The following is a 24534-nucleotide window of genomic DNA, read 5'->3' as shown; positions in this document are numbered from 1 at the left end:
TTTGTTATTTCGGAGTACTCATTTGTTATTTCGGCGTACTCATTTGTTATTTCGGGGTACTCATTTGTTATTTCGGCGTGTCCATAACGCACCCTACTGGCGTGTCAAAACTAAATTTGTGCATTAGCAAACTCTTGTGGGATGGGCTTCTAGCCCGTCCTAATTGGCGGGCAAGATGCCCGCCCCACAAGAAAATTTATTGCAACATTTAAGGCTTGACACGCTACTACGAAACTACTAGAAGAGTTGAAACCTATGCTGGTCAGACTTGTGTGTACATCGTAGCCCCTAGAAGGGAAGAGTAATGGAAGTGAGGTTTTCGGGGATCTGTGGGTTTCAAAGCCAATTACCGATCGCAATCATTGGTGCCCAATACGCAGGATTATCATAACTGATATTTATATCTTCAGATGGCGATAATTTCTTAGCATTAATCATTTTAATTTGGGCTTTTTGCAACGCCTCTGCAATGCTCATGCCAGCTTTGCCATAGTTGGTGTAAAATGTTTTGACTAGCTCGGATGTTGACTGATCGCTGACACTCCATAAAGATGCGATCGCACTTTTAACCCCAACTTGCAATGCAACTCCAGCTAATCCTAGTGTGGCACGGTCGTCGCCAACTGCGGTTTCACATGCAGTCAATGTCAGTAGTTCGACGCCATCTGATTTACTGTTGAGGTTTCGCAGGGAATTTTCTAATTGGCTGATGGTAAGTTTTTGGTTTTTGCCTGTGATAATAAAGGTGTCTTCAGGAATAATGCCAAATTGAGCGTGACTTGCTATGTGGACAATAGGATATGTGGTTTTGTCAAGTGTTTTCTGAAAACTTTCGGGCGAAAAATCCCGATCCATCAGGTCGGTATGATTAGGAAATATACTTTGAACTGCGCTAACTTCATCGGGAACAGCAAAAAGCGCATCAAAAGTCTTTCCGTCGATTGTGGCTTTTTCGGTTAAACCCAAAATTAATGCCTTTTGTGTATTGCGATGATCTCCGGTCGGTCGGAGACCATCGCGTGCTTTGGGTGTGGTAAGTCGTAAACTGGGAGTTGTAGCAATAGCGTAGGTTTCGACTAAATATTTCTGTTGTTGGCTGTCGTAAAGTGCTGCCATTGGCACGCTACGCAAAAAACCATCCTGAATAAACACCAGGGTTTTGACTTTCTCCGGTTTGATATCCTCAGCAAAGGGGCGAATTATCCAATCATAAAGCTGTGCCGCAGTTGTTGTATCGTAGTTAATTTCTTCTTTTCCTTTAACTAGTCCTCTGCGAAACTCGGCAATTTTTGTTTGTAAGGTATTGCTGCTAACTATTGTGCTTGCACCTTCTTGATTGCGGTCTTCAATCCATTTAAATTTAGTTGCCTGATTGGGTAACTGCAATAATATCCCGGTTTTACCATCTAAAATGATCGAACTCAAAAACCCAGTATTCTTAAAGGCTACACTATTATCCTTGAGGAGTTCTCCCACCTGTTTGGGATTTAAGGCACTTAAAATGCAATCATTGCCAAAATAATTCTGTAATTCTGCTAGTTTCAAAGCATCGATGGTTTTAACTACTGCCGATAATTCTTTCGCACGTTGTTCATCTGCGATCGCACCAACTCCTAGTAAATCTAGCCGCGACTGTGCCAATCTCCGATACAATGGTCGCACAACATCGCGGAAGTCAAACTGTACATCCCTTTCAGAGGTTAAAATATCGCTGCGGATATCTTCTAGGGTATCAAATGCTCGTTGATAGGATGCGATCGCTTCTTCTTTTCGATTCTGTCGATCTAAAATGCGTCCGGCTTGCCACTCCCACAAATACAAGCTATCTTTGGCACTCAATTTGTTATCTGCTGCTAATATCGCAGCTTGAGTATATTTTAATGCTGCTGTTTCATTGTTTGGTTGGCATTCCCAGAAATGACCCAAAGCGCCGTTAGAATAAGAAAGTAGGCGATTATCTTGTAAATTTTTACTAGCTGATAGTGATTTTTGTAGTAAATTTAATACATCTGCATTTGGTAAAATTAGGCTAGTTGGACAGTATGTAAAGGGTAAAGTTCCTTTAGCATCTGACTGCAAGTATGCTAAATTAATTGCTCCATAGACTTTTGTAGCTGAATCAGGTAAAATTTCAATAACCTTCAAAGCATCGTCAACAGTTTTGTGAAACTCCTGATTATTAATAACTTTGCTCTTATTGGTCTGGGAATCCAATTGAATTAAATTTAACAATCCTCGCATCTGAGCTAAAGTTTGTTTTTGGTCGCTGGCAAGTTTGGTACTTTTCTGAAAATATTGGTAAGCTCTGCTATAGTCTTCTCTAGACTTTTGAGTAAATTCATTTTCTTTACTAGAAATACCAGCTTTATTTGCAGAATCGGCTTGTAACTCTCGCAATTGAGCGCGACTGCTGTAAGCATTACCCAAACTATTTAACAGCAAAAAGTCATCTTCTGGATAAAGTTTTTGTGCTACGTGCAAATATTTAATTGCTTGGTCGTAATCGCCAATTAAGCGATATGCTTCACCGAGAATTCCCAAAGCTGCAACTTGACCGCGTTTGTCGTTGTATTTGGTGGCGATTTGTGCTGCACTGTCTGGAGTGCATTCTATTTGCTGACTTTTATCTACCAGTTTGCCACACAAAAGTGCGATCGCTTTGCGCGGTTGTCCCAAATTGCTGTAAACTTGGGCAAGTTCTGACTTCATCCGTCCCACTTGCTGGATATTTTCTACCGTGCTATAGTCATTAATTGCTGCCGATAGGGATGCGATCGCTGCTTTATTTTCTCCTATTTGTTGGTAAGCACGAGCCAAGTTTTCATTCACAACTGCTGTAACTGACGGATTATTTTTATCCTGATTTAATGCCTCTTGCCAATTTTTTATGGCATTAACAAAATTTCTGGCATTATAGTCTTTAATTCCTTGTTCAATTAGTGCAGTGACATTTGGAGTTTGTGCAGATACAACTTGTCCAAACAATAAACAAATTACGAGACTTGCCAAAAATAATACTTTAATCAATCGATGGCGATTTAGTTTTTGGTAATGCTGGGTGAAGAGACGAATTTGCCTTGCAGATAAAAAAAATCGAGTGGCGGAATCTGCTGCTCGAAACTTCTTTCTTTGGGAGAAGCGAAAAGCGAATGGTGGTCGTAAAGGTTTAGAAAGTAAGAGTTTAAGATATTGTTTTGGGGATTTCATATTTTAATTTAGCAATGTCTGGATCTGGTATTGAATTTTAAAAAGTTATCTTTTATACAGCTTTTTTGATTACAATTAATTGATAAAGGAAATACTTGTATGAATTTTATTTTTAAATTACCAGAAATAGTAATCGAAAACTGAGTTTTGAGAAAGTGTGCAGTTTTATGCAAATTTCCTTGCATTTGGTGACTAAAAGTGCAAGCTAAATAGACAAAACTTAAAATACTTGATTTTGGGTTAGGCTTAGTTGTCTTAGCCTCAGACTAAGCACATTTTAGATGCATTATATGCAAGCATAAATTGTGCGCTCGCACTATACAGAATCATGTAATTATATTTGCATAAAAGGTAAATGCATTACCTTGCTGTTTACCTGATTGTGGATTTTATCTAATTTATCCAAGGTAAATTATTTATGAATCAACCATATCATCCTCAAAAAGCCAGCATTAAAAGCATTCTTTCTTTATGCCTAATATCCACTGCATTCAGCCAAGCAATGCCCGCCCATGCACAAATCACGCCCGATAATACTCTGGGTGCAGAAGCTTCTCAACTCAAGCAAAATCTGATAATTAATGGCGCAGTAAGCGACGAAATTGAGGGTGGTGCAACACGTGGCAGCAATCTTTTTCATAGTTTCAGCGAGTTTAATATCGAAAATGGGCAACGAGTGTATTTTGCTAACCCCACTGGAATAGAAAATATATTGACGCGGGTAACAGGTGGGAACGCATCGAATATTTTCGGGACATTGGGAGTTGCTGGTGCAGCAAATTTGTTTTTGATTAATCCCAATGGAATTTTATTTGGGCAGAATGCGCGGTTAGATGTGCAGGGGAGTTTTGTCGGGACAACAGCCAATGGAGTGCAGTTTGGCAATCAGGGTATTTTCAGTGCCACCAATCCTCAAGCACCACCATTGTTGACGGTAAATCCTTCGGCGTTGTTCTTTAATCAGATTAATCAAGGTGCAGGAATTCAAAATAACTCAATTGCACGAGCCGGAACAGACCCAGCAGGTTTTAATGCATCTGGTTTACGAGTAGCAGATGGTAAAAGTTTGCTGCTAGTGGGCGGTAATGTCAGCATGGATGGCGGGGAATTAAATGCTTATGGTGGCAGAGTTGAATTAGGAGGGTTAGCAGCACCTGGAAATGTCAATCTTTTTTTTAATGAGGATAATCTCAGCTTGAAATTTCCTCTTGATGTGACTCGTGCAGATGTATCACTTACCAATCAAGCGTTTGTGTATGTAGAAGCTGCTGGTGGCGGTGATATTGCGATTAATGCCCGCAACATAAATATTTTGAGAGGGAGTCAGCTGAATGCTGGTATCGCTGAAGGTTTGGGGAAACCAGAGGCGACTGCGGGGGATATTACCCTTAATGCTACGGGAGAAATCAAAGTTGCTGACTCCGGGAGTAGGATTCGCAATCTTGTGCGTGAAGATTCAAAAGGCAATGGTGGTAACATTACTATCGATGCTGGTTCATTCTCTCTAAGTGATGACGCTCGACTTTCTGCTTCAACTTATGGACAGGGAAATGCGGGGAATGTGACAGTGGGTGCAAAAGATGCTATTTCCCTTGCAGGTAACGCTTACATTTTCAGCACCGTGGAAGCAGGAGGCGTAGGTAAAGGAGGCAATATCGACATCAATGCAGCAACACTGTCACTTACTGATGGCGCTCAACTGCTAACTATTACTCGTGGTGCATCTGATACCCAGCCAGCAGGACGGGGGGATGCAGGCAATGTCAATGTTTTGGTAACAGGTGCTGTTAATATTGCTGGGGAGAAAAACGATTTTCCTAGTGGGATTCGTAGCAATGTGGAAACAGGGACTGTTGGCAATGGGGGCAACATTTTTATCGATTCTGGTTCATTCTCTCTAAGTGATGGCGCTAAACTTAATGCCTCAACTTCAGGAGTGGGAAATGCAGGGAATGTGACAGTGGGTGCAAAAGATGCTATTTCCCTTGCAAATGGTGACATTTTCAGCACCGTGGAAGCAGGAGGCGTAGGGAAAGGAGGCAATATCGACATCAATGCAGCAATACTGTCACTGACTGATGGCGCTCAACTGCTAACTGCTACTCGTGAAGCATCTGCTACTCAACCAGCAGGAAGAGGGGATGCGGGGAATGTCAATGTTTTAGTAACAGGTGCTGTTGATATTGCTGGAGAGAAAAACGATTTCAAGAGTGGAATTCGTAGCAATGTGGAAACAGGGACTGTTGGGAATGGGGGTAACATTTTTATCGATTCTGGTTCATTCTCTCTAAGTGATGGCGCTCAACTTGAAGCCTCAACTGCTGGACAGGGAAATGCAGGGAATGTGACAGTGGGTGCAAAAGATACTGTTTCCCTTGCAGGTGGTGACATCTTCAGTGATGTGGAAATGGGAGGTGTAGGTAACAGTGGAGGTATCAACATCAGAGGTAGTTCCCTTTCCCTCACTGATGACGCTAAACTTTCTGCCTCAATTTTGGGACAGGGAAATGCAGGGAATGTCATTATCTTGGCAAAAGACAAACTTTCATTTTCAGGAACTAACAGTGGAGTACTTAGTGTTGTTGGTCCTTTAGGTATAGGAAATGGGGCTAATATCAATATTAGAACGCGATCGCTTTCTCTACAAGATGGCGCTCTAATAGCTACAAGCACTCTTGGCAAAGGTAACGCCGGAAATATTCAAATTAATGCTGATGACTCTGTTTTTGTCAGCAATGGTTCTGTGATAGTTCCTGCAACCTTTGGACAAGGTAATGCAGGAAGTATCACTATTGAAGCCGGAAATACAATTTCCTTCGATGGAGTAGGAAGTAATAATATTTCTAGTGGAGCATATAGCGTTGTCGGGCCCTTCGCAATACCTTCACCGGAATTTACAGGGAAACGCTCTGGAGGAGATATTACTATCACAGCTCAGAGAGTTTCTCTGACCAATGGCGCTGAACTTGAAGCCTCAACTTATGGACAAGGGAATGCAGGGAATGTGACAGTGGGTGCAAAAAATGCTGTTGACCTTGCAGGTAACGCTTACATCCTCAGCACCGTGTCAGCAGGAGGCGTAGGTAAAGGAGGCAATATCGACATCAATGCAGCAACACTGTCACTTACTGATGGCGCTCAACTGCTAACTATTACTCGTGGTGCATCTGATACCCAGCCAGCAGGAAGAGGTAATGCGGGCAATGTCAATGTTTTGGTAACAGGTGCTGTTGATATTGCTGGGGAGAAAAACGGTTTTCCCAGTGGGATTCGCAGCAATGTGGAAATGGGGACTGTTGGCAATGGGGGTAACATTTTTATCGATTCTGGTTCATTATCTCTAAGTGATAGCGCTGAACTTTCTGCCTCAACTTCTGGAGAGGGAAATGCAGGGAATGTGACAGTGGGTGCAAAAGATGCTATTTCCCTTGCAAATGCTGATATTTTCAGCGCCGTACAAGCAGGAGGTGTAGGTCAGGGTGGCAATATTGACATCAATGCAGCCACCCTGTCACTCACTGATGGCGCTCAACTACTAACTGCTACTCGTGGTGCATCTGATACCCAGCCAGCAGGAAGAGGTAATGCTGGCAATGTCAATGTTTTGGTAACAGGTGCTGTTGATATTGCTGGAGAGAAAAACGATTTTCCCAGTGGGATTCGTAGCAATGTGGAGAGGGGTACTGTTGGCAATGGCGGTAATATTTTTATCGATTCTGGTTCATTATCTCTAAGTGATAGCGCTGAACTTTCTGCCTCAACTTCTGGAGAGGGAAATGCAGGGAATGTGACAGTGGGTGCAAAAGATGCTATTTCCCTTGCAAATGCTGATATTTTCAGCACGGTAGAAGCAGGAGGCGTAGGTAAAGGAGGCAATATCAATATCAATGCTACAACACTTTCAGTCACTGATAGCGCTCAACTGCTAACTGCTACTCTTAGAGCATCTGCTAACCAACCAGCAGGGCAGGGAGATGCTGGCAATGTCAATGTTTGGGTAACAGGTGCTGTTGATATTGCTGGGGAGAAAAACGGTTTTACCAGTGCGATTTTCAGCTCGGTGGACACAGGAACAGTTGGGAATGGGGGTAACATTACCATCGATTCTGCTGACTTCTCATTACGAAATGGCGCTCAACTTGTTGCCTCAACTTATGGACAGGGAAATGCAGGGAATGTAACGGTGCGTGCAAAAGATGCGATAACTGTTTCTGGAACTAGTCAGGAGACAGGATTTTCTAGTGCTTTATTCACATTTGCTGATTCTACTTCCACAGGCGAAGGTGGCGATATCACCGTAAACACCAATATTTTTAGTGTATCTGACGGCGCTTTACTAGATGCACGCACTATAAATAATCAAAAGGGTGGCGATATTACGGTAAATGCAAGTGTGTTTGAAGCACTCAACGGCGGACAACTCACCACTACTACCTCAAGCAATGGACGTGCAGGTAAAATTACTGTCAATGCTACTGATAAAGTAATAATTAGTGATATTGATCCTAGTTACAGCGATCGCATTACTAATTTTCCTGACAACGTAGTAAATATTGGTGCTAACAGTGGCTTATTTGTCAGTTCCACAGGTTCAGGAATCACAGGCGATATCGAAATCAACTCACCCAAAATTACCTTAGACAACCAAGGTAAACTCAACGCTGAATCTGCATCAGGTAACGGTGGTAATATCAATGTCAACAGCGACTTACTCTTACTCCGTCGTGGCGCTCAAATCTCTACCAACGCAGGCACAGAAGAATTAGGTGGGGATGGCGGTGACATCAATATCAACTCGAAATTTATCATTGCTGTCCCCGAAGAAAACAGCGATATCAGCGCTAACGCCTTTACCGGAACTGGTGGAAACATCCAAATCAACTCGCAAGGTATCTTCGGTATCGAATCGCGTCCAAAACTAACCGAAAAAAGTGATATCACTGCCAGTTCGGAATTAGGCGTTTCCGGTGTAACAAATATTAATACACCCGATAACAGTTCGATTCAAAACAGCTTCACCGGATTATCACCAAACGTCATTGACACCAACGCACTCATTGCCAATAGCTGCATTTCACGCAGCACTAAACGACAAGAAAACTCTTTTCACATTACAGGTTCTGGTGCTTTACGCTATACTCCGGGAGATGTGTTAACTTCAGCCTACACAACTGGTGATGTACGTAGTGTGGAACCAACACCACGTCCTTGGAAAAAAGGCGACCCAATAATTGAACCACAAGGATTGTATCGATTACCAAATGGGCAATTAATTTTGAGCCGAAGTTGTTAAATAGAAATATTGTACATATTGAGAAAATTCTATATGCAGTTTTCTGCAAAATGGGACGCACAATCATGCGATCGCACCATCCAAATCATGCAACTATATATGCATAAAAGGTGAATGCATTACTTAGTCATATCCCTTAATCTGAGTATTAAAGAAACGGTTAATAAATCGAAAAACAACAAAAATCATCAATTTATCAACCATTGCTGATGAAATTGTCGTTATTTTTTAACTCAGATTAGAGGTTGATTATGTTTTCTGAACTAGTTCACAACACAGTTTTAGCAACATCTTTGACATTACCGAATTTCAGACAAACTACTTCCATTGCAATTTTAGTAGCTGGAATTGGATTGTTTGGTATCAAGTCAGTAGATGCAAGAAATGCCTTAGTACAAACGCCAGATGTTTCTCAACCTTCATCATATGCGATCGGCTTTGCTGCGCCGAAGGTCATCGCGCAACTCTTAGATGCAAATTCTCCAATTTACGGAAGTTGGAAGCTCAGATATAGCATTGATGGAATCGTTTATCAAAGCGTGTTGGTGATGGAGGGATATTCTGGAGTGATGAGAACTAGATATTTTGACCCTAGTATAAATCAGAAGCAGGGTGTAGACCAGAACATTAGCCTCAAGTCTTCTCCTCAAGGATTAGTTTTATTGGGATATAACCCAGTCTATGCTGGGACTTCCAGAAGACACCCTAGTTATGCTGCTGATAATTTTTTGTTTTCTGTTGAGCCTGATGGTTCACTAACAGCATATACTTGCGATGAGCGAAGGCAATGTTCGGCTGTAGATATAGAAAGAATAGTGTCTCAATATTAAATAAACATAGCGTAAATTATCTGGCTTTCAAGTTCCCCGGTGAAAAGCTACACTGACAAGTCAGCGCTTGCGTTATTGCGTATTCTTTTCATACTGCATTTATTGTCTTATTTATCAATACCTAAATTCTAAATATTAGAATGACCAAATCAGAGCTTGATGATTTCATCTTTATGCAATCATCAAGCAAAATACTATGGTATTTTAATTAAGTAATAATACTTGATAAATATCTAATTAGTAATGCGATCGCTAAGTCAATTGGTGGAAATAAAAAGAAGTATGTTACGAAATGTAAGTATATCTAAAAACCTTATCAATGACAAACGATCGCCCTTTCAAATCATATATAAACAATGAGTTCATACTTTCGTTTTCCAAAACTTTTTTTCATATTACTTACCTGCATCAGCATCACTCCACTTGCAGTATTTGCACAATCGACACCCCCGCCAGGAGTCACAATTCCCCCCGATACACCGGGGAAAGTCGAAGAAACTCTACCCCAACCATCACCGACACCAACACTTCCACCCACACCAGCGACACCAACTGTTCCCGTACTCCCATCACCCCCACAGGAAAATCTACCTGATAACATCTTTCCTAGCGGTGAAAGTTTTTTTGTCAAAGAAATTCAAGTCACAGGCTATTCTGTTTTAAAAGATGAAATCATCAAATTAAAACAGCCCTTAGAAAATAAAAACATCACATTTGAGCAGTTATTGCAACTGCGATCGCAAATCACTGAACTCTATGTTAAAAAGGGCTATATCACCAGTGGTGCATTTATTCCCAACAATCAAAATATCGCTAGCGGTGTTGTGCAAATCCAAGTTGTGGAAGGCGAACTCGAAGGAATTTCCATTTTAGGATTGCAAAGATTACAAACTTCATACGTGCGTTCCCGGATTAAACGCTTTACAAATAAGCCTTTAAATCAAAAACGCATCGAAGAAGCGCTGCAATTATTACAACTCGATCCGGTGATTGAGCGAGTCAATGCCGAGTTAACCGCAGGTAGCACCCCAGCTAGCAATATTTTACAGGTGACAATTACTGAATCGCCACCATTCCACCTTGGGGTGAACTTTGCCAATAACCAATCACCTAGCGTTGGTTCAGAACAAGGAAGTGTTTTTATTGCTCACGATAATTTTTTAGGGTTTGGGGATAAATTCAATGCTGAATATGCTGGTAGTGAAGGTTTAGACATTTATGATATCAGTTATTCTATTCCCTTTAACGCCTTAGATGGAACTATTGGTGTCCGCTATAGCAACAGTACTAGCCGGATTATTGAAAGCGAATTTCGTGACTTAAATATCCGCAGCCAAGCCGAAACCCTTTCTTTTAACGTCCGTCAACCGCTAACCCACACACCAAACAATGAATTTGCTCTATCGTTAGCATTCGATTTACGGCGCAGTCAAACTTATATACTCAATGATATCCCCTTCTCCTTTACTGAAGGCCCCGAAGATGGGGAATCAAGAGTTACGGTAATTCGCTTTTCTCAAGATTGGTTACAACGTAATGCTAACAGTGTTTTAGCGGCGCGATCGCAATTTAGTTTTGGCATCGATGCAATTGACGCAACTATCAACGATAGTGGTACTGATGGGCGTTTTTTCTCTTGGGTAGGACAATTTCAATGGGTGCAACGGCTATCTCCCCGCATTTTGATGCTGGCCAAAGTTAACACTCAACTTACTCCTGATTCCTTACTTTCGCTGGAAAAAATCAGCATTGGCGGAGTTGATACAGTGCGCGGTTATAGTCAAAATCAACTTGTTGCTGATAATGGGGTAGTTGGAGGTGTGGAAGTTCGTATTCCCCTAACATCAAATGTGCAAACTTTACAGCTAATACCCTTTTTTGACATCGGCACAACTTGGAACAATCGCGCTAGCAATCCTGACCCACAAACCATTGCTAGCCTGGGTTTGGGCTTAAATTGGCAACCTTTTAACGGTTTGGTATTGCGTGCAGACTATGGTATACCATTTATAGGCACAAGCGATCGCGGTACTTCCCTGCAAGATAATGGCTTTAGTTTTTCAGTGCGCTATCAGCCGTTTTAATATTACAGCAGTTTGCATATATGGTTCTTCAGTACTTGTTATGCCAAATTATCAATGCCATATTTTATGTGCAAAGAACCGGATGCCAATGGGAAATGCTACCCCATGATCTTCCACCCTACACCACTGTGTATGGCTATTTTCAGAAATGGCGATCGCTTTGGCATCTGGCAACAAATGCACGACCAAGTTCGCCAACAACTACGAACAGAATTAGGCAAAGATGAGCAGTCCACCGTTGCGTAGGCGTAGCCCGTCGTAGACGCTCCTATATAAGCAATCACATCCAAACCAAATTCGTTTTGTGGTAGAGCGAGTGACCCTTCTTGCTCTGGTCGATATGCTTTTTTGTACCGCAGACATGACTTATTTTGACATCGCCGAATTTTTAGCTGTAGTTCTACTACCCCATAAAACGTTCTTATATGTCGAGGATTACCGGCGATCGACTTTTAAAAATATCTGTTAATTAGCAATGCCTCCATTGGAATGATTGAGTTTTTTAAGAACGAGCCTACCGTTTATTTTGTTGATAGCTACTAAAACAGTTACACTTAGTATTCCCAACATTAAAGAAGACTCAGGTATAGGTGTTATAGAAAAAGAACTGAAGGGATAACCTGTATAGGAACCTTGATATCCAACTTCTAAATAGTCATAAGTGTTAAAAACATTATATGACACTTTTCCTGCGGTGTAAGCAAATCCAAATTCACTCAATGCTGGAGAATCAGCTAGTAAGAGATTGTCATTGTCAAGAAATGAACCTGGAGATAATAAAGATTCTATTGGATCGCCATTTCTAATGCCAGTAATATCTATAATCTCATAACTATTTGTGGCGGAATGGTAAGGGCTAGTTGTTAATGTTCCACTGGCTATAACATTGTCATTTGGGTTCAGTACACTTGTACCAGAGTAGTAAAAATTAAACATGGCAGCCGAAACAGGAGCCATCATAGCCGTTAGAAAACAGATCGTGCCAGTAAAAGTAGCTGCAAGTTTTTTGTCAAAATTCATTCCATTTCCCCTTTTATTTCAAATCACTATTAAGATCGTCTTTGGTTAATGACTTATTCCTAAAGAACCCCATCTTTGATTCTCTTCTCAACACATACGAAGCTACGGTAGAACGTCAAAAGGTAGCATCATGTCGTTATCCTCGTGATTCAGCATGTGGCAGTGCCACACAAATCGTCCAGTGAATGAATTGCCAAAAGGTAAGTTTGCTGCGGCTTTAGCACCAAAAGGAACTATCACACGAACCACCTCAAACGGATTGACTACTACAGTATCTTTCCAACCAGCCTCGTTCGCTGCTGGCGGTTTTGCTGAACCTTTTAAATAGGGGGTAGGGTCGAGTGGTGGATAACCATAAGGCACTGTATCCCCACCTGGTGCATTGTGCATGAGTACTTTACGCGGGCCAGTAGCTCTGTATGCTGCTGAGTACGCACTATCATTGATTGATTGTCGGTTGAGGATTTGAAATGGTACTAGATGCAGGTGCATTGTGTGGGCATATGGCTGAAGATTGATAAAGTTCCACTGCTCTACTGTGTCTACTTGTGGTTGCTCTCTCAATTCTGGGTGGTTGGCTGCCTCATGCCAGTAAACGGCGTTGAGTATCATGGCTAAGACTTTAAAATTAGAGTCCAAAATATCTATTAGAACCAGGTTGCGCTCTTTGACTGGTTTCGTAGCAATTTTTGTGATTAATGGATTGTTTACTCGCAGCCTTGTGGGAATAGCTTTAGGAACGGCAGCACCCTGATTCACTGTAAACTGCATAACTTCTGGCATTTTAAAGAAACCCTGAGCAATTACCGTAGCTAAACCTTTGGGATACGGTGCAGCAGCGTCGTTTTGCAATACAATCTTGTCTCCTGGCAGGCTTTGAGAAAAATCGATGAGTACGTCTGCTCGTTCACCAGGCCCTAGCAGTAGCTTAGACAAATATACTGGAGCGTTTAGGAATCCTCCGTCACTGCCAATTTGAATTAGTTGCTGATTTGACGACAGCCTTAATCTGAAGAATCGGGAGTTTGAGGCGTTGACGATGCGGAAGCGGTACAAAGTTCGGTCAACATTGAGGTTTGGCCAAACCTTGCCGTTGACGACAGCAACATCAGCGTAAAACTCAGTTTTCCATGTCGCTGGAAAGGACATCGAACCATTGGAATCGAAGGAATGATCTTGCAGCACCAACGGTATTTCATAAGGCGCTCCAGCAGGGATACCAAGGGGGCCATTGCCACCAATGGGATCGTCATCATCCCTAATCAGATACATTCCAGCTAAACCGGCTTGGAGGTTCAAAGCGGTCATGCCAAGGGAATGGTCATGATACCAGAGTGTTCCTGCCTCTTGATTGTTGTTGTAGTTGTACACATTGCTCTGTCCAGGCAGATATGTATCTTCTGGATAACCGTCGCTGTCAGGTTCGGTATTGCTGCCGTGTAAGTGGATGATTGTTCGGGGATTAGTTATGTCGGATGCATTGACACCATGCAAGTTTGTATCTACTGACCTAGCTAATGGATGAGTGCCAAGTTTATTGAATGCCTGAATCCTAACGGGCGTTCCCCTTGCTACCTCGAAAGTGGGGCCAAGATAAGACAATCCGCCGTAACCCCAGGTGGTAGAAGACCCTAAGCTGCTGTGGAACGAGTGTGTACCTGGCGCAATATCTAAGGTACTAGGCGGTGAAATTGGGTATGAAATGGGCAGAGACTCGGTAAATTTTGAAAGTGAGGGCGAGGCTGCATAGGTTCTCTTTCCTTTAAGTAGTTCGGGGAGCAGAACTCCGGCTCCTAAACCTGCACTCATCGTTAAAAATTGCTTTCTAGTTAACATTTTTGATTTTGGTTGTAAAAATTAGCATTGAGTCTACAAGGAATTGGACTTACGCAAGAACTCTTTGAAACTCTGATTTCTTTGTGTCCAACTCTTACGAGACGCTGCGCGAATGCGCTCTACCCTTTGGATTCAATAGTTCTTCCATGAGAAAGAACCTCGGCTCGTGGTGCTATAGGTTGATTAGCGATCGCTACGCCCGCCGTTGGCGTTCGCGTTAGCGTCTCTGAAAGAGAAGCCTCTCGTAGAGAAGGCATCGTATGTTTACTAAAACATAGTTGTTTTTGTTCGACATCTTTAGCTGCTAAGAGTGTACTCAAGGAGTCAATTACATAAGTACTTTCTTCTACAGCAGAGTGCATTTCTTCTGCCAAAAAGCTATGGGTTGCTTTGAACTCCTGAATTAAACTATCTCGATCGTTTTGAATAACTAATTGCGCCAACCGATTATAAGCGATCGCTAGCTGCCCAATAGCTTCTCGACGCTCTGATGTCGCAAGCATAATATCTACTACCAGAGGTGCAGACTGACTGAACAAGCGGCCAACTATGTCCATTTCTAGACGAAAAACTGGGCTAGAAAAATCTAAGCTACGATGGATGTCAATGTTTTGTTCTGCTAGGAAAACACCAAGACTAAACGTTGTAAAATTACGGATTGCTTGAACAGCAATCATCATTTCATCGTGTTCTTCTGGTGTTGACACAATCAGTTTACCACCATCATGTTCAATTAAATCCAAAAGCCATTGAAATGCATCGTCTCCACGACCAGAACAGACTACCACCTTTTGGCACAAGAAGGATTTTATCCCTGGGCCAAACATTGGATGTAAGCTCATTACAGGCCCACTATGCTGCTCAAGCATAGTCTGTAATATTGGAGTTTTAATACTAGCAATATCAGCTAAAGCAGTAGTTGGAGAGAGGTATTTAGCAAGTTTATGTATCACATCTATTGTATATTCAATAGGAACACAAACTAAAACTAAATCTGCTTTTTTTAGTAGTGATTCTGCTTGTTCCCAGTCCCCCTGGTCGAGAATACTGATGTAGTGGCCGGTGGCTGATAATTTCTGCTGAAAAAAGTACCCCATCATACCGCGTCCACCAACTAGAGTAACCCGTCGTGGTTTGGTATTTGCTGGAGGCGAAAATGCATTAGCAGCAGAGGTACAACCTGTAACCAGGTTTTTCCACATTGACTCTGGAACACCAGCCTGCACTAAGGAGAATGCAAAATTAGTAATTTGTTCTTCTAAAGATATAGATTGTGATTCAGCTAAAACTGCAATTCTTTTACCTAGTAAATCAATCAGTTGTTGGTCAATTTGTTTCAGCTTTTCTGGAAGCATAAGACCTCTTCAATAGATGATTATTTTTTCAGAGATAGCGATGTCTGCGACAGTCTACGCTTACGCTTAACTGCATCTCGCTATATCTGGGCGTAACTGTGCAGCGCCACGCAAATAGATCGGGCGTAATGCATTTTGAGCCATAGGGGTATTAAAGTGAATTAGCACCCGAATACAGCATTTCAGGCTACCGTTTACCTGCATTTGCTGGACATCCAATAGAGGAACTCGATCCCAACCTGGACGTTGACGCGCCACCGCTGCTGGAAACATTGCATTTAAATCAGGAGTTGCTGAAAAGGTGACACTAACGATTTCAGCAGGATCTAAAGGATTGTTTGCTTCTAAAGCATTCAATAACTCATCTACAGCCTCAGCGATCGCTTGTGCTGAGTTTTGGCTAACTGTAGTTGCACCCCGGAGTCCTCGCACCTGCCATTCTCCAAGTGACGCTGATATGTGATTTTGTTGGTATGTATGTGTAAGCAATGTGAACTTATCCATGTTGATTTAACCCTTAAAGACTTAATTTTTATCTCAACACAAAGTTTTAGTTAGCTACTCTTTCAACCCAAAATAATTGGAGCTTTTTTTCGGATTTTTAGTCTAATTTTTATTGATATTTGCTATTTCTTAATACCAATAGCTATGTGCTGCTTTGAAGAGTGCGATCGCCTATTATAGTTTTGATGCGATATATATCAGGTCTAGATGATATATTCTGAAAAAATTCTAGAGAGATTATTGAGATTAAAGAGTTAAAAAACAATAAAACTATTTGTAACCCTCTTTCATTCTTTAGATATAACGATTGTTTAACAATAGAAAGTTTAACCAAAGGTGATGAAAGAGGAGCAATCTAGATTGGGCTAAAAGTTAACTAAACCAGCGTCAGTCTTAGATATCAATTAGTTTTCCTTGGCGCTGACGACGACAGAAGATAAAGTAAGCGCCTACCCCTAATAATGCAGGCAACAATCCAGGTTCAAAAACCCTTTCAATTCGGGTTTGGACAGTTCCTGTATACAGTAGATTGCCTATTGAATTAGGAAAGTCCGCATTTGGATAGACATCAAGAATTGCAGTACTTGGAACTGTTGTTCGGATGGCGGTAGATTCCCCAAATGTACCCTTTGGATAATGAAAATAGTTCAGCAAAGCAAACTCAGACGCTGGCTGCCGTTGAGAAGCGCGTACTTCCCAAATAAAATCGTCGGTATCAGGTGATGTAAGACCATCTTCTTGACGGGGTAAAAAAACAATCGGATTGCCAACGGTTCCTTGAAAAACTCCCTTCTCCCCCAAATCAAATTTATAATCATATCCCCCTTCAAAATATAGGGTAGACTTCGGTGAATCTGGAGTTCCTATGGTAGTGTCATCGTAAGTAAAGTAACCGTTCACTCCCTCACCTTCAAAGCTGAATCGATACAAAGCTGCTTGAGCAGTGTCTATATTTAATATTATCGATACGAGGAATGCTGCTGCACTTGAAATAACAGGAAGTGAGAATTTATCAAATAGAGCCATTTCTCTTACCTTTAAAAAAGATTGATTGCCAAATTAAATTTTTTAATAGCTCGGTGAACTAATCTTATGCAGATAATAGTTGTCGGCGCTGACGACGGAAAATAAACCAAGCACTTACTCCCAGTAATGCAGACACTGATGCAGGTTCAGGAATCTGTTCAATTTTTGTTTTAACAGTTCCTTGAAATGTGTAGTCTCCCGTCGTATTAGGGAAATCCCAGTATGGGTAAACTCTGAGTCTAGCGGTGTCAGATACACTCGTGCGGATGGCAACAGAATCTGAAAAGATTCCCTCTGGGTAACTAAAGCGAATTGACAAACCGTATTGCCGCCCACTGGCAGCCGGAGGAACGTAAAGAATAAAGTCATCAACGCCACCATCGTAGCCTAAATTACCAGCACGGCTAAGATAAACAATATTTCTGGCCTCATGATGTATATCTTGCTGCGATCCTTTTGTTCCCTCGGTAACAACACCCCCTGCATTAATCGAATATTGTTCCACTGAGCCATCATACTCAGCAAGAGGAAAGTTCTCTCCGAGAGGTTCTAGCTTCTTAGCTGAATCATCATAGATAAAGTAACCATTTGCTCCCTCGGCCTCGAAAGTAAATTTAAACAGGGCAGCTTCAGCAGTATTTATGTTTAATGTTACTGACGCAAGTAACGCTGCTGCACTTGAAATAGCCGAAAGCGATAATTTATTCAATAAAGCCATTTTTATTACCTCTAAAAAACATTGATTGCCCAATTAGTTTCTGATGGTCAGGACTTGTGCCGTTGACTCTGTAATCTCCATCACAAAACTCCTTTCAAAGATGTATGTATTTTGCTGTTTAGATGTATGCAGTGTAGAGACGCAATTAATCACGTCTCTATAAAAGTCAAGAATCCTATTGACGAATCAAAATTCTATCCTCTTGTTGAGAAAAGCTGACTGATGGAGCAGGAGCAGGGCCTAGCGCGACATCGCCCCAGCGCATTACACAGCCACCAGCATTAGATGACGAACCCATTGTGTAGACGAGAACTAGATCGTTTTCACGAATTTTACCTGCATGGGCGGCATGGTAGAGATTCGCAACGGGAAAGGTTGGCCCAATATTGGCATATAGGGGATTAATGTTGAGTGTACGCTCTGGTTCAATACCGAGAGCGCGGGTGCAAACTCGTGAATACCAAGCACTGGGTGTATTAAAGACAAAAAAGTTGATTTGATCTAAGGTGAGTCCAGCATCAGCGATCGCACCGTGGCAACATAGACGAATAAACTTCACTGTTGTCTCGTTAAACATCTTGCTTGCACCCTTGCCACCTCGGATAAACATTTTGACGTTGCCATGTTCATCGGTGGTGAATTCATTATAGAAAGCACCGCAGGTAGCAGCAGTATTGGCAATTTTCGTACCGAGAATACCTTGGTTTGCTTTCAGTTTACCAACTACAAAGGCTCCAGCACCATCGCCTGATAAAAATGCTAAAGTATCATTTTCGTCAGTATAGCGCGAATATGTAGTTGAGACGACCACTAACACATTCTGATACTGTCCCGTTTGCACTAAAGAACAGGCCGTTTGAAGCGAAACTAATACTGAAGTGCAAGTTGATTCTATATTCCACGCCGCAGCTTGTAGTCCCAATTTTCCAGCCAGAAAAGCAGCATTACCAGGTGTGATTTGCTCTGGAAATAGTGAAGTAACGAGCATGAGATCGATGTCTTCAGGAGATAGCTTTGCGGCTTCGAGGGCATCGAGAGCGGCGCGATACTCTAGTGAGAGCGAAGTCTCATCGGGAGCTAAGACCCTTCGTTCGACAGTACCACGGAAAGGGTCTGACATATATGGTGTTACCTCTTGTGACCAGATATCATCATCACTAGTGGCTGGAGACTGGTCGGGTACAAACAGTTTCGCTAGAGTTTTTTGTTCAGCCTCAGCAACCATCTTTGGAAAATTCTCTCTGTAGTAATTGTTTGTACGGATGATGCTAGGAAAGTTAACTGAAACTGCACGAATACCTACTGGTTCTAATGTTGTCATGACAAATATCCTTTTGATTTTGTTTTTGGTGTTACACGATGAAAGTGGAAAATACTGATACGATTCTCAGTTGAGTGAGGTAAAAGAACCCCACCCCCAACCCCCTCCCCGCAAGCGATGAGGGGGCTATGATATACCTTGTATGATTTGGAAACGCTATATAGTTATTAATCATTGGTACTAATGACTAATGACCGAATGGCACGCTTGTAAAGCTGAAAGCTCGTGTAGGCAGGGTGTTGGGGGTAGGGTTGCAGGTTCGGGGAAAATTAAGAAAACAAAATATCGAGTATGAACATAAATATTTTCCTTCTTCACTACACCCACTCAGCCACACCCCACACCCAAAAGCCTTATAGGTAATGGGTTTGGCGTTAACAAGCGTGCCATTCGACTAATGACCAATGACTAATGACCAATAACCGTTTTAGCTTCTATGGCTCCTTGCTTAATCAAACTTTGAATGCGGCCTCCAATAGGTGCGGGTCGCGTTGGGTCAATTTTCACATCAACAATGAATGGAACAGTAGATAAAAGTGCTTTTTGTAGCGCCGCTTCCAAATCTGATTCAGTATTAACACAGATACCGTCAGCTCCCATAGCTCTAGCGATCGCAGCAAAATCAGTACTCGGTATTTCTGTATCTATGGGAACTTCGCCGCTTAACCCCTGCAATGCCATTCCTTGGGCGCACATATTGTAACGTCCATCGTTGAGGATAATCCAGACAGATGGAACCTCAAATCTCACTGCCGTGCTGACTTCGTTGTTCATCAGCATTGCTCCGTCGCCAACAATAGCAACGGCTTTACCTTTTCGCCCTAATGCTGTACCTACTACCCCGGTAGTAGCATGACCCATAGAGCCAAAACCAGTACTAATCCGGTAACGACCTGGTTGCTTAAATCGCAACAAGTGAGTTGCCCAAGCAAAGGAGTTACCCGCTTCAGCTAAGATTGAGGCATCGCTACCCTCAATAATCAGCCGTTGAATTGCATCCATCAGTACTTCGGGGCGCACTAAACCATTGTTGCGGGGAGCATTGGTGTAAATTTCAGGACGGGGTAGTGAGGAATTAGGAAACCAATTAAGACGTTCCGGCAACTGTTTTAATATCGCTTTGAGGAATGCTTTGATTTCTGAGTGGACAGCAACAGTCTCTACTGATGGATAAGCTACTCCTGGAACTTGCGGATCGATATCAACATGAATGAATCCATTACTTGGAATCATCGCCGGACTCCAAAATGAGGTAGGTTCACCAAGGCGCGTTCCCAACACTAATATGCGTTGCGGTCGTTGCTCTTGCATATATGTCAGGACTGATAAATGTCCGCTAAAGCCTGTGACACCGATAAATTGGGGATGATGTTCTGGAAAAATCCCTTTGGCGCGAGGTGATGTCATTACCGCCGCCCCGGTTTTTTGTGCCAACTGGCGGATTTCCTCGGCGGCGTGTCGCGCCCCGAAGCCAACCCAGATGGCAAAGGATTCTTCAGATAATAGTTTTACAGATTTAGCGATCGCTTCTTCACTCGCAGTTGGTACAGATTGAGAAAATGCTGGCTGAGGTAACTGTACTTTTAATGGCGTCGTCTGTATTGGCGTTGGAACACTAATATGGGCTACAAAGCTGCCTGGTTGTGCTAAACCTTGGGCAAGTCTGCGAGAAATTTCTGGCAGTTGATCTCCAGACTCTAATATGGTTGCGTAATTGAATAGTGGGCCTGAAGTAAAAATTCCTGAGAAAGGCATTGTGTGGGCGCTGGTTTCTTGACAAGCTCCCCGACCGCGATTTCCAGTTGAGGTTGCAGCCGACAAGAAAATTACTTTTGCTCCTTCCCCGCGGGCAGCAAAAAGCCCAGTCAGAGCATTAGTGATACCAGGGCCTGTAGTAGTGAATACCACGACGGGGCGATCGCTGGCAAAATAAGCCTCGGTAGCGGCAAAAGCTGCACCTGATTCATGGCGAAAGTGAAGCAATTCGATGCTACTACGGTTTAATGTTGCCCATAATGGCCCAATACCGCCTCCTGAAACACCAAATGCATAGTTAACTCCCAAATTTTCCAGAATCTTAACTAGAGCCTCTGCAACCGTAGGATTTAATTCTGACTCTGGAAATTTTTCATTCAGCGATGCAGGAGAAAAAATAGAAGAGCCAGTTGAAGTTTCAAATGAAATTTGATTAGATGAAGGGTTAATTTTTGTTCCCAAAGCTTGAGGAGAATTAGCTTTTTTGTTGATATACTTAGTATTCACCATTGCCAATGATTCCTGTTTATTGATTTTTTAGCTTGATTGATGACTTAGCTCAAGCTAGATTTAGTTATTAACAGCAACTAATTGAGAGCTTGATTGCTGGCGTAAAACTCGTTTTAGAACTTTCCCTGTTGGGTTCTTTGGCAGGTAATTTACAAAATTAATAGCACAAGGAAGTTTGTATTTTGCCATTCTTTCAGAGCAAAATTTGAGGATTTGTTCTTCGCTAATTATCTTCCCCTGCTTCAAGATAATATTTGCTTGAACTATCTCACCTTTGATAGCATCCTTAACGCCATATACAGCTACCTCGGCAACAAATGAATGTTGATAAATCACATTTTCAACTTCAGTCGGGTACACCTTAAATCCAGACACATTAATCATGTCTTTCATGCGGTCAACGATGTAGAAAAAACCGTCTTCATCTATCCTACCAATGTCACCAGTATGGAACCAGCCATTTTTAATTACTTCCGCAGTCTCAAATGGGCGATTCCAATAACCAAGCATGACGTTAGGCCCTCGAATTACTATCTGACCCAATTCACCAAGCTCTACCTGATTACCATTATCGTCAATAACTTTCATTTCTACATTCTCAATTGGAGCGCCAATGGAACCGAGTTTGTATTTCAAATCGTGATTATAAGACGCACATGGTGATGTTTCAGTTAAGCCATATCCTTCATTAATGACTTTCCCATACTTATCTCGCCAAGTTTGGGCAACTTCAATTGGCATTGGTGCGGCGGCTGAAAAGTAGTAACGAACACTATTGAGGTTGTAACCAGATAAATTACTATTTAGAAGATTGATAAATACCGTTGGTACTCCAAAAAACATTGTTACTTGATGAGTAGCGATCGCGTTGAGTATTTGCTCAAGATCAAATCGACGTTTCAGGATAATTGTGGCACACACGTTTAATGCTGCATTGAGAATAGCATTTTGACCAAAGCAATGAAATAACGGTAAGTAAAGTACTAATCGGTCATCTGATTGCATTCCACAACAACGGTTTTGCGAATACATATTAGAAATTATGTTGCCGTGAGAAAGGGTCGCTCCTTTAGGAAAACCTGTTGTTCCCGACGTATAGACAATGCTAGCAGGAGTATGGCGATCTATTTCAATAGCATCTGCATTACCAGAAGCACTTTCCATCAGTTTTGCTAAAGTAATTCCCTTTTTGGCGCTACCTTCTGCAATCAAAATGTGTTGCAGTTCTGGTAAATCTGCCTCTGGTACATTTTCAACGAGTGACTCTGTGGTAATGATTGCCTTAGCAGCACAATCATTGAGAATATAGCTAACTTCATTGCTTTTCAGCATGACGTTGACTGAGACAACAACCGCACCAATTTTGAGAACACCAAGATAAGAAATGATAAATTCTGGAATATTTGGCAAAAACAAAACTACGCGATCGCCTTTTTTAATTCCTAATCCATTTAAACTGTTAGCTAGACGATTTGCTAGTTGGTTAAGCTGTTTGTAAGTAAAAGATTTCTCTTCAAATATCAGCGCGATTTTATCAGGATATAGTTGATAACCCCGCTCGATATGATGGGCAATATTCATGGCTAAAAAGACTCACTTAACTTCATTACCTTTGTCTACTTCGACAGTCATTGCTCAGAAGAATTCAGTGTTAATAATGTCTTTTGAGTATTTAGCTGACTGACGTTATCAAGTTCCGTTCGTGGCTGCAATGTCATCATGATGCCTTTTTGAGTTTGCAGAGTTAGCAATGGCTGCGGCTCAACTGGATGTTCAGGCAGTAGATTGAGGCGGAAACGTTGACACACCATTGCCACAATCAACTGAATTTCTGTTAATGCAAAGATGTCACCTAAGCATTGACGTTGGCCGCCGCCGAAAGGAAAGTATGCATAACGGGGACGATCAACAGAGCGTTCTGGTGTGAATCGTTCAGGATCAAAGCCTTCAGGATTATCCCAAAAAGTAGGGAGGCGGTGCGTGACAAAGGGACTAATCAAAAGCATGGAATTAGCTGGGATATCATAGCCGCCAATGGAATCGTCAGCTAAGTTGTTGCGGGCATAAACCCAAGCACCCGGATAAAGTCGCATGGCTTCTTGGACAACCATTTTGGTATATTTAAGCTGCGGTAAATCCTCAAAAGTTGGGGTTCTTCCAGCCAATACCGTAGTCAGTTCTGCCTGTAATTGGCGTTCTATGGTGGGATATTTAGAAAGCAAATACCAAATCCAGCCAAGTGTTACAGCTGAGGTTTCAAATCCAGCTGAGAAGAGTCCAACTATCTGATCGTGTAATTGCCGATCGCTCAATCCCTTACCAGATTCATCCTGAGTACTCATGAACATTGAAAGTATGTCATGAGTAGTATGATTGCCTTGTTTGCGTTGCTGAATAATGTTGTTAGCAACTGTGCGGAGGGTGTTAATTGCTTGTTTAAACTGGCGGTTTTTTGGCGTGGGGAAGCTAATAGGTGGCTTGATGATAGCCCATAAGCGATCGCTAAGGAACTTGTAGATAATATTCCAAGCCTGAATTAGTTCGCTGGTGTCACTATCAGCATCGATACTCAAAGTCGTCTTCAGAAGAATCTTCTGTGTCAGCACGAGCATTTCCGCAGAGATATCGAGAGTTGCACCGGGTGGAATTTTTTGCCAGCGTTCTACCATCTCGGCGGTAAGCTGGGTCATGTCATTGACCATCGCGGCGATTTGCTGGCGGTGAAAAGATGGTTGCATGAGGCGACGCTGGGAACGCCATGAATCACCCTCGCTAATTACCAAGCCTTCACCAATTACTAGTTTTATGTCCTGGAAATTTTCACCTTTTGTATAGTTCTGAGGATTTTCTTGCAGGACATATTTTATAGAATCGGGATCGGCAATCAAGTAAAGTTGTTGCGGGCCGATTGACCCCAGATGGACAACGCCACCATACTCACGCGCTGAATTGGTGAGGAATTGCAGCGGATTTGTTGACATTTGGAGAAAGCAACCAATAATCGGAAAACCGGGTGGGCCAGGAGGTTTTTTACGTGCATTTTGGTAGATGCTTTGTTTGATCATTGTATTCTCT

Annotated in this window: 14 protein-coding genes and 1 pseudogene; 4 read left to right on the top strand and 11 right to left on the bottom strand. The window is 42.1% G+C overall.

Annotated features, from left to right (window positions below; all coding sequences use genetic code 11):
• Positions 1-336 precede the first annotated feature (336 nt).
• Entirely contained in the window at positions 337-3207 is a 2871-nt protein-coding gene (locus RMZ42_RS28810) for a CHAT domain-containing protein (RefSeq protein ID WP_322674628.1), read from the bottom strand.
• Positions 3208-3625: 418 nt separating this feature from the next.
• Between RMZ42_RS28810 and RMZ42_RS28805 the strand changes: the two genes are divergently transcribed.
• From RMZ42_RS28805 to RMZ42_RS34830, 4 genes and pseudogenes are all read left to right on the top strand, one after another.
• On the top strand, positions 3626-8500 hold the full coding sequence (locus tag RMZ42_RS28805) for a filamentous hemagglutinin N-terminal domain-containing protein (RefSeq protein WP_322674627.1): 4875 nt from the start codon (positions 3626-3628) through the stop codon (positions 8498-8500).
• Positions 8501-8751: 251 nt separating this feature from the next.
• Positions 8752-9330 carry a hypothetical protein gene (locus RMZ42_RS28800; protein ID WP_322674626.1) on the top strand — a complete coding sequence of 193 codons (579 nt, stop codon included), beginning with the start codon at positions 8752-8754 and terminating at the stop codon, positions 9328-9330.
• A gap of 356 nt (positions 9331-9686) precedes the next feature.
• Positions 9687-11414 (top strand): ShlB/FhaC/HecB family hemolysin secretion/activation protein, encoded by a 1728-nt coding sequence (locus RMZ42_RS28795; RefSeq protein ID WP_322674625.1) that lies wholly within the window; start codon positions 9687-9689, stop codon positions 11412-11414.
• A 44-nt stretch (positions 11415-11458) separates the two neighbouring features.
• A pseudogene (locus RMZ42_RS34830) lies at positions 11459-11657 on the top strand (transposase); the annotation flags it as partial.
• Positions 11658-11879: 222 nt separating this feature from the next.
• On the opposite strand, the gene RMZ42_RS28780 reads toward RMZ42_RS34830, so the two are convergent.
• From RMZ42_RS28780 to RMZ42_RS28735, 10 genes are all read right to left on the bottom strand, one after another.
• Complete coding sequence (locus RMZ42_RS28780; protein WP_322674624.1) at positions 11880-12434, bottom strand: hypothetical protein; 555 nt, start codon at positions 12432-12434, stop codon at positions 11880-11882.
• Between the two features lie 102 nt (positions 12435-12536).
• Positions 12537-14270 (bottom strand): multicopper oxidase family protein, encoded by a 1734-nt coding sequence (locus tag RMZ42_RS28775; RefSeq protein WP_322674623.1) that lies wholly within the window; start codon positions 14268-14270, stop codon positions 12537-12539.
• A gap of 119 nt (positions 14271-14389) precedes the next feature.
• Entirely contained in the window at positions 14390-15625 is a 1236-nt protein-coding gene (tyrA, locus tag RMZ42_RS28770; protein WP_322674622.1) for a bifunctional chorismate mutase/prephenate dehydrogenase, read from the bottom strand.
• 66 nt (positions 15626-15691) lie between these two features.
• A complete protein-coding gene (gene aroH, locus RMZ42_RS28765) occupies positions 15692-16129 on the bottom strand; it encodes a chorismate mutase (RefSeq protein WP_322674621.1) in 438 nt (145 codons plus the stop codon).
• A gap of 393 nt (positions 16130-16522) precedes the next feature.
• Entirely contained in the window at positions 16523-17155 is a 633-nt protein-coding gene (locus RMZ42_RS28760; protein ID WP_322674620.1) for a hypothetical protein, read from the bottom strand.
• Positions 17156-17219: 64 nt separating this feature from the next.
• Complete coding sequence (locus RMZ42_RS28755) at positions 17220-17873, bottom strand: PEP-CTERM sorting domain-containing protein (RefSeq protein ID WP_322674619.1); 654 nt, start codon at positions 17871-17873, stop codon at positions 17220-17222.
• A gap of 175 nt (positions 17874-18048) precedes the next feature.
• Positions 18049-19194, bottom strand: coding sequence for a 3-oxoacyl-ACP synthase III family protein (locus tag RMZ42_RS28750; RefSeq protein ID WP_322674618.1), 1146 nt, complete (start codon positions 19192-19194; stop codon positions 18049-18051).
• A gap of 408 nt (positions 19195-19602) precedes the next feature.
• Positions 19603-21459 (bottom strand): ScyA-related TPP-binding enzyme, encoded by a 1857-nt coding sequence (locus RMZ42_RS28745; RefSeq protein WP_322674617.1) that lies wholly within the window; start codon positions 21457-21459, stop codon positions 19603-19605.
• A gap of 60 nt (positions 21460-21519) precedes the next feature.
• Positions 21520-23040, bottom strand: a complete 1521-nt coding sequence (locus RMZ42_RS28740; RefSeq protein WP_322674616.1) for a long-chain fatty acid--CoA ligase — start codon at positions 23038-23040, stop codon at positions 21520-21522.
• Positions 23041-23087: 47 nt separating this feature from the next.
• Entirely contained in the window at positions 23088-24524 is a 1437-nt protein-coding gene (locus tag RMZ42_RS28735; RefSeq protein ID WP_322674615.1) for a cytochrome P450, read from the bottom strand.
• Positions 24525-24534: the final 10 nt, after the last annotated feature.

Source organism: Nostoc sp. DedQUE05 (assembly GCF_034530955.1).
GTDB lineage: Bacteria > Cyanobacteriota > Cyanobacteriia > Cyanobacteriales > Nostocaceae > Nostoc.
Note: the sequence above shows the minus strand (reverse complement) of the source record. Positions and strands in the feature narration are given on the sequence as shown.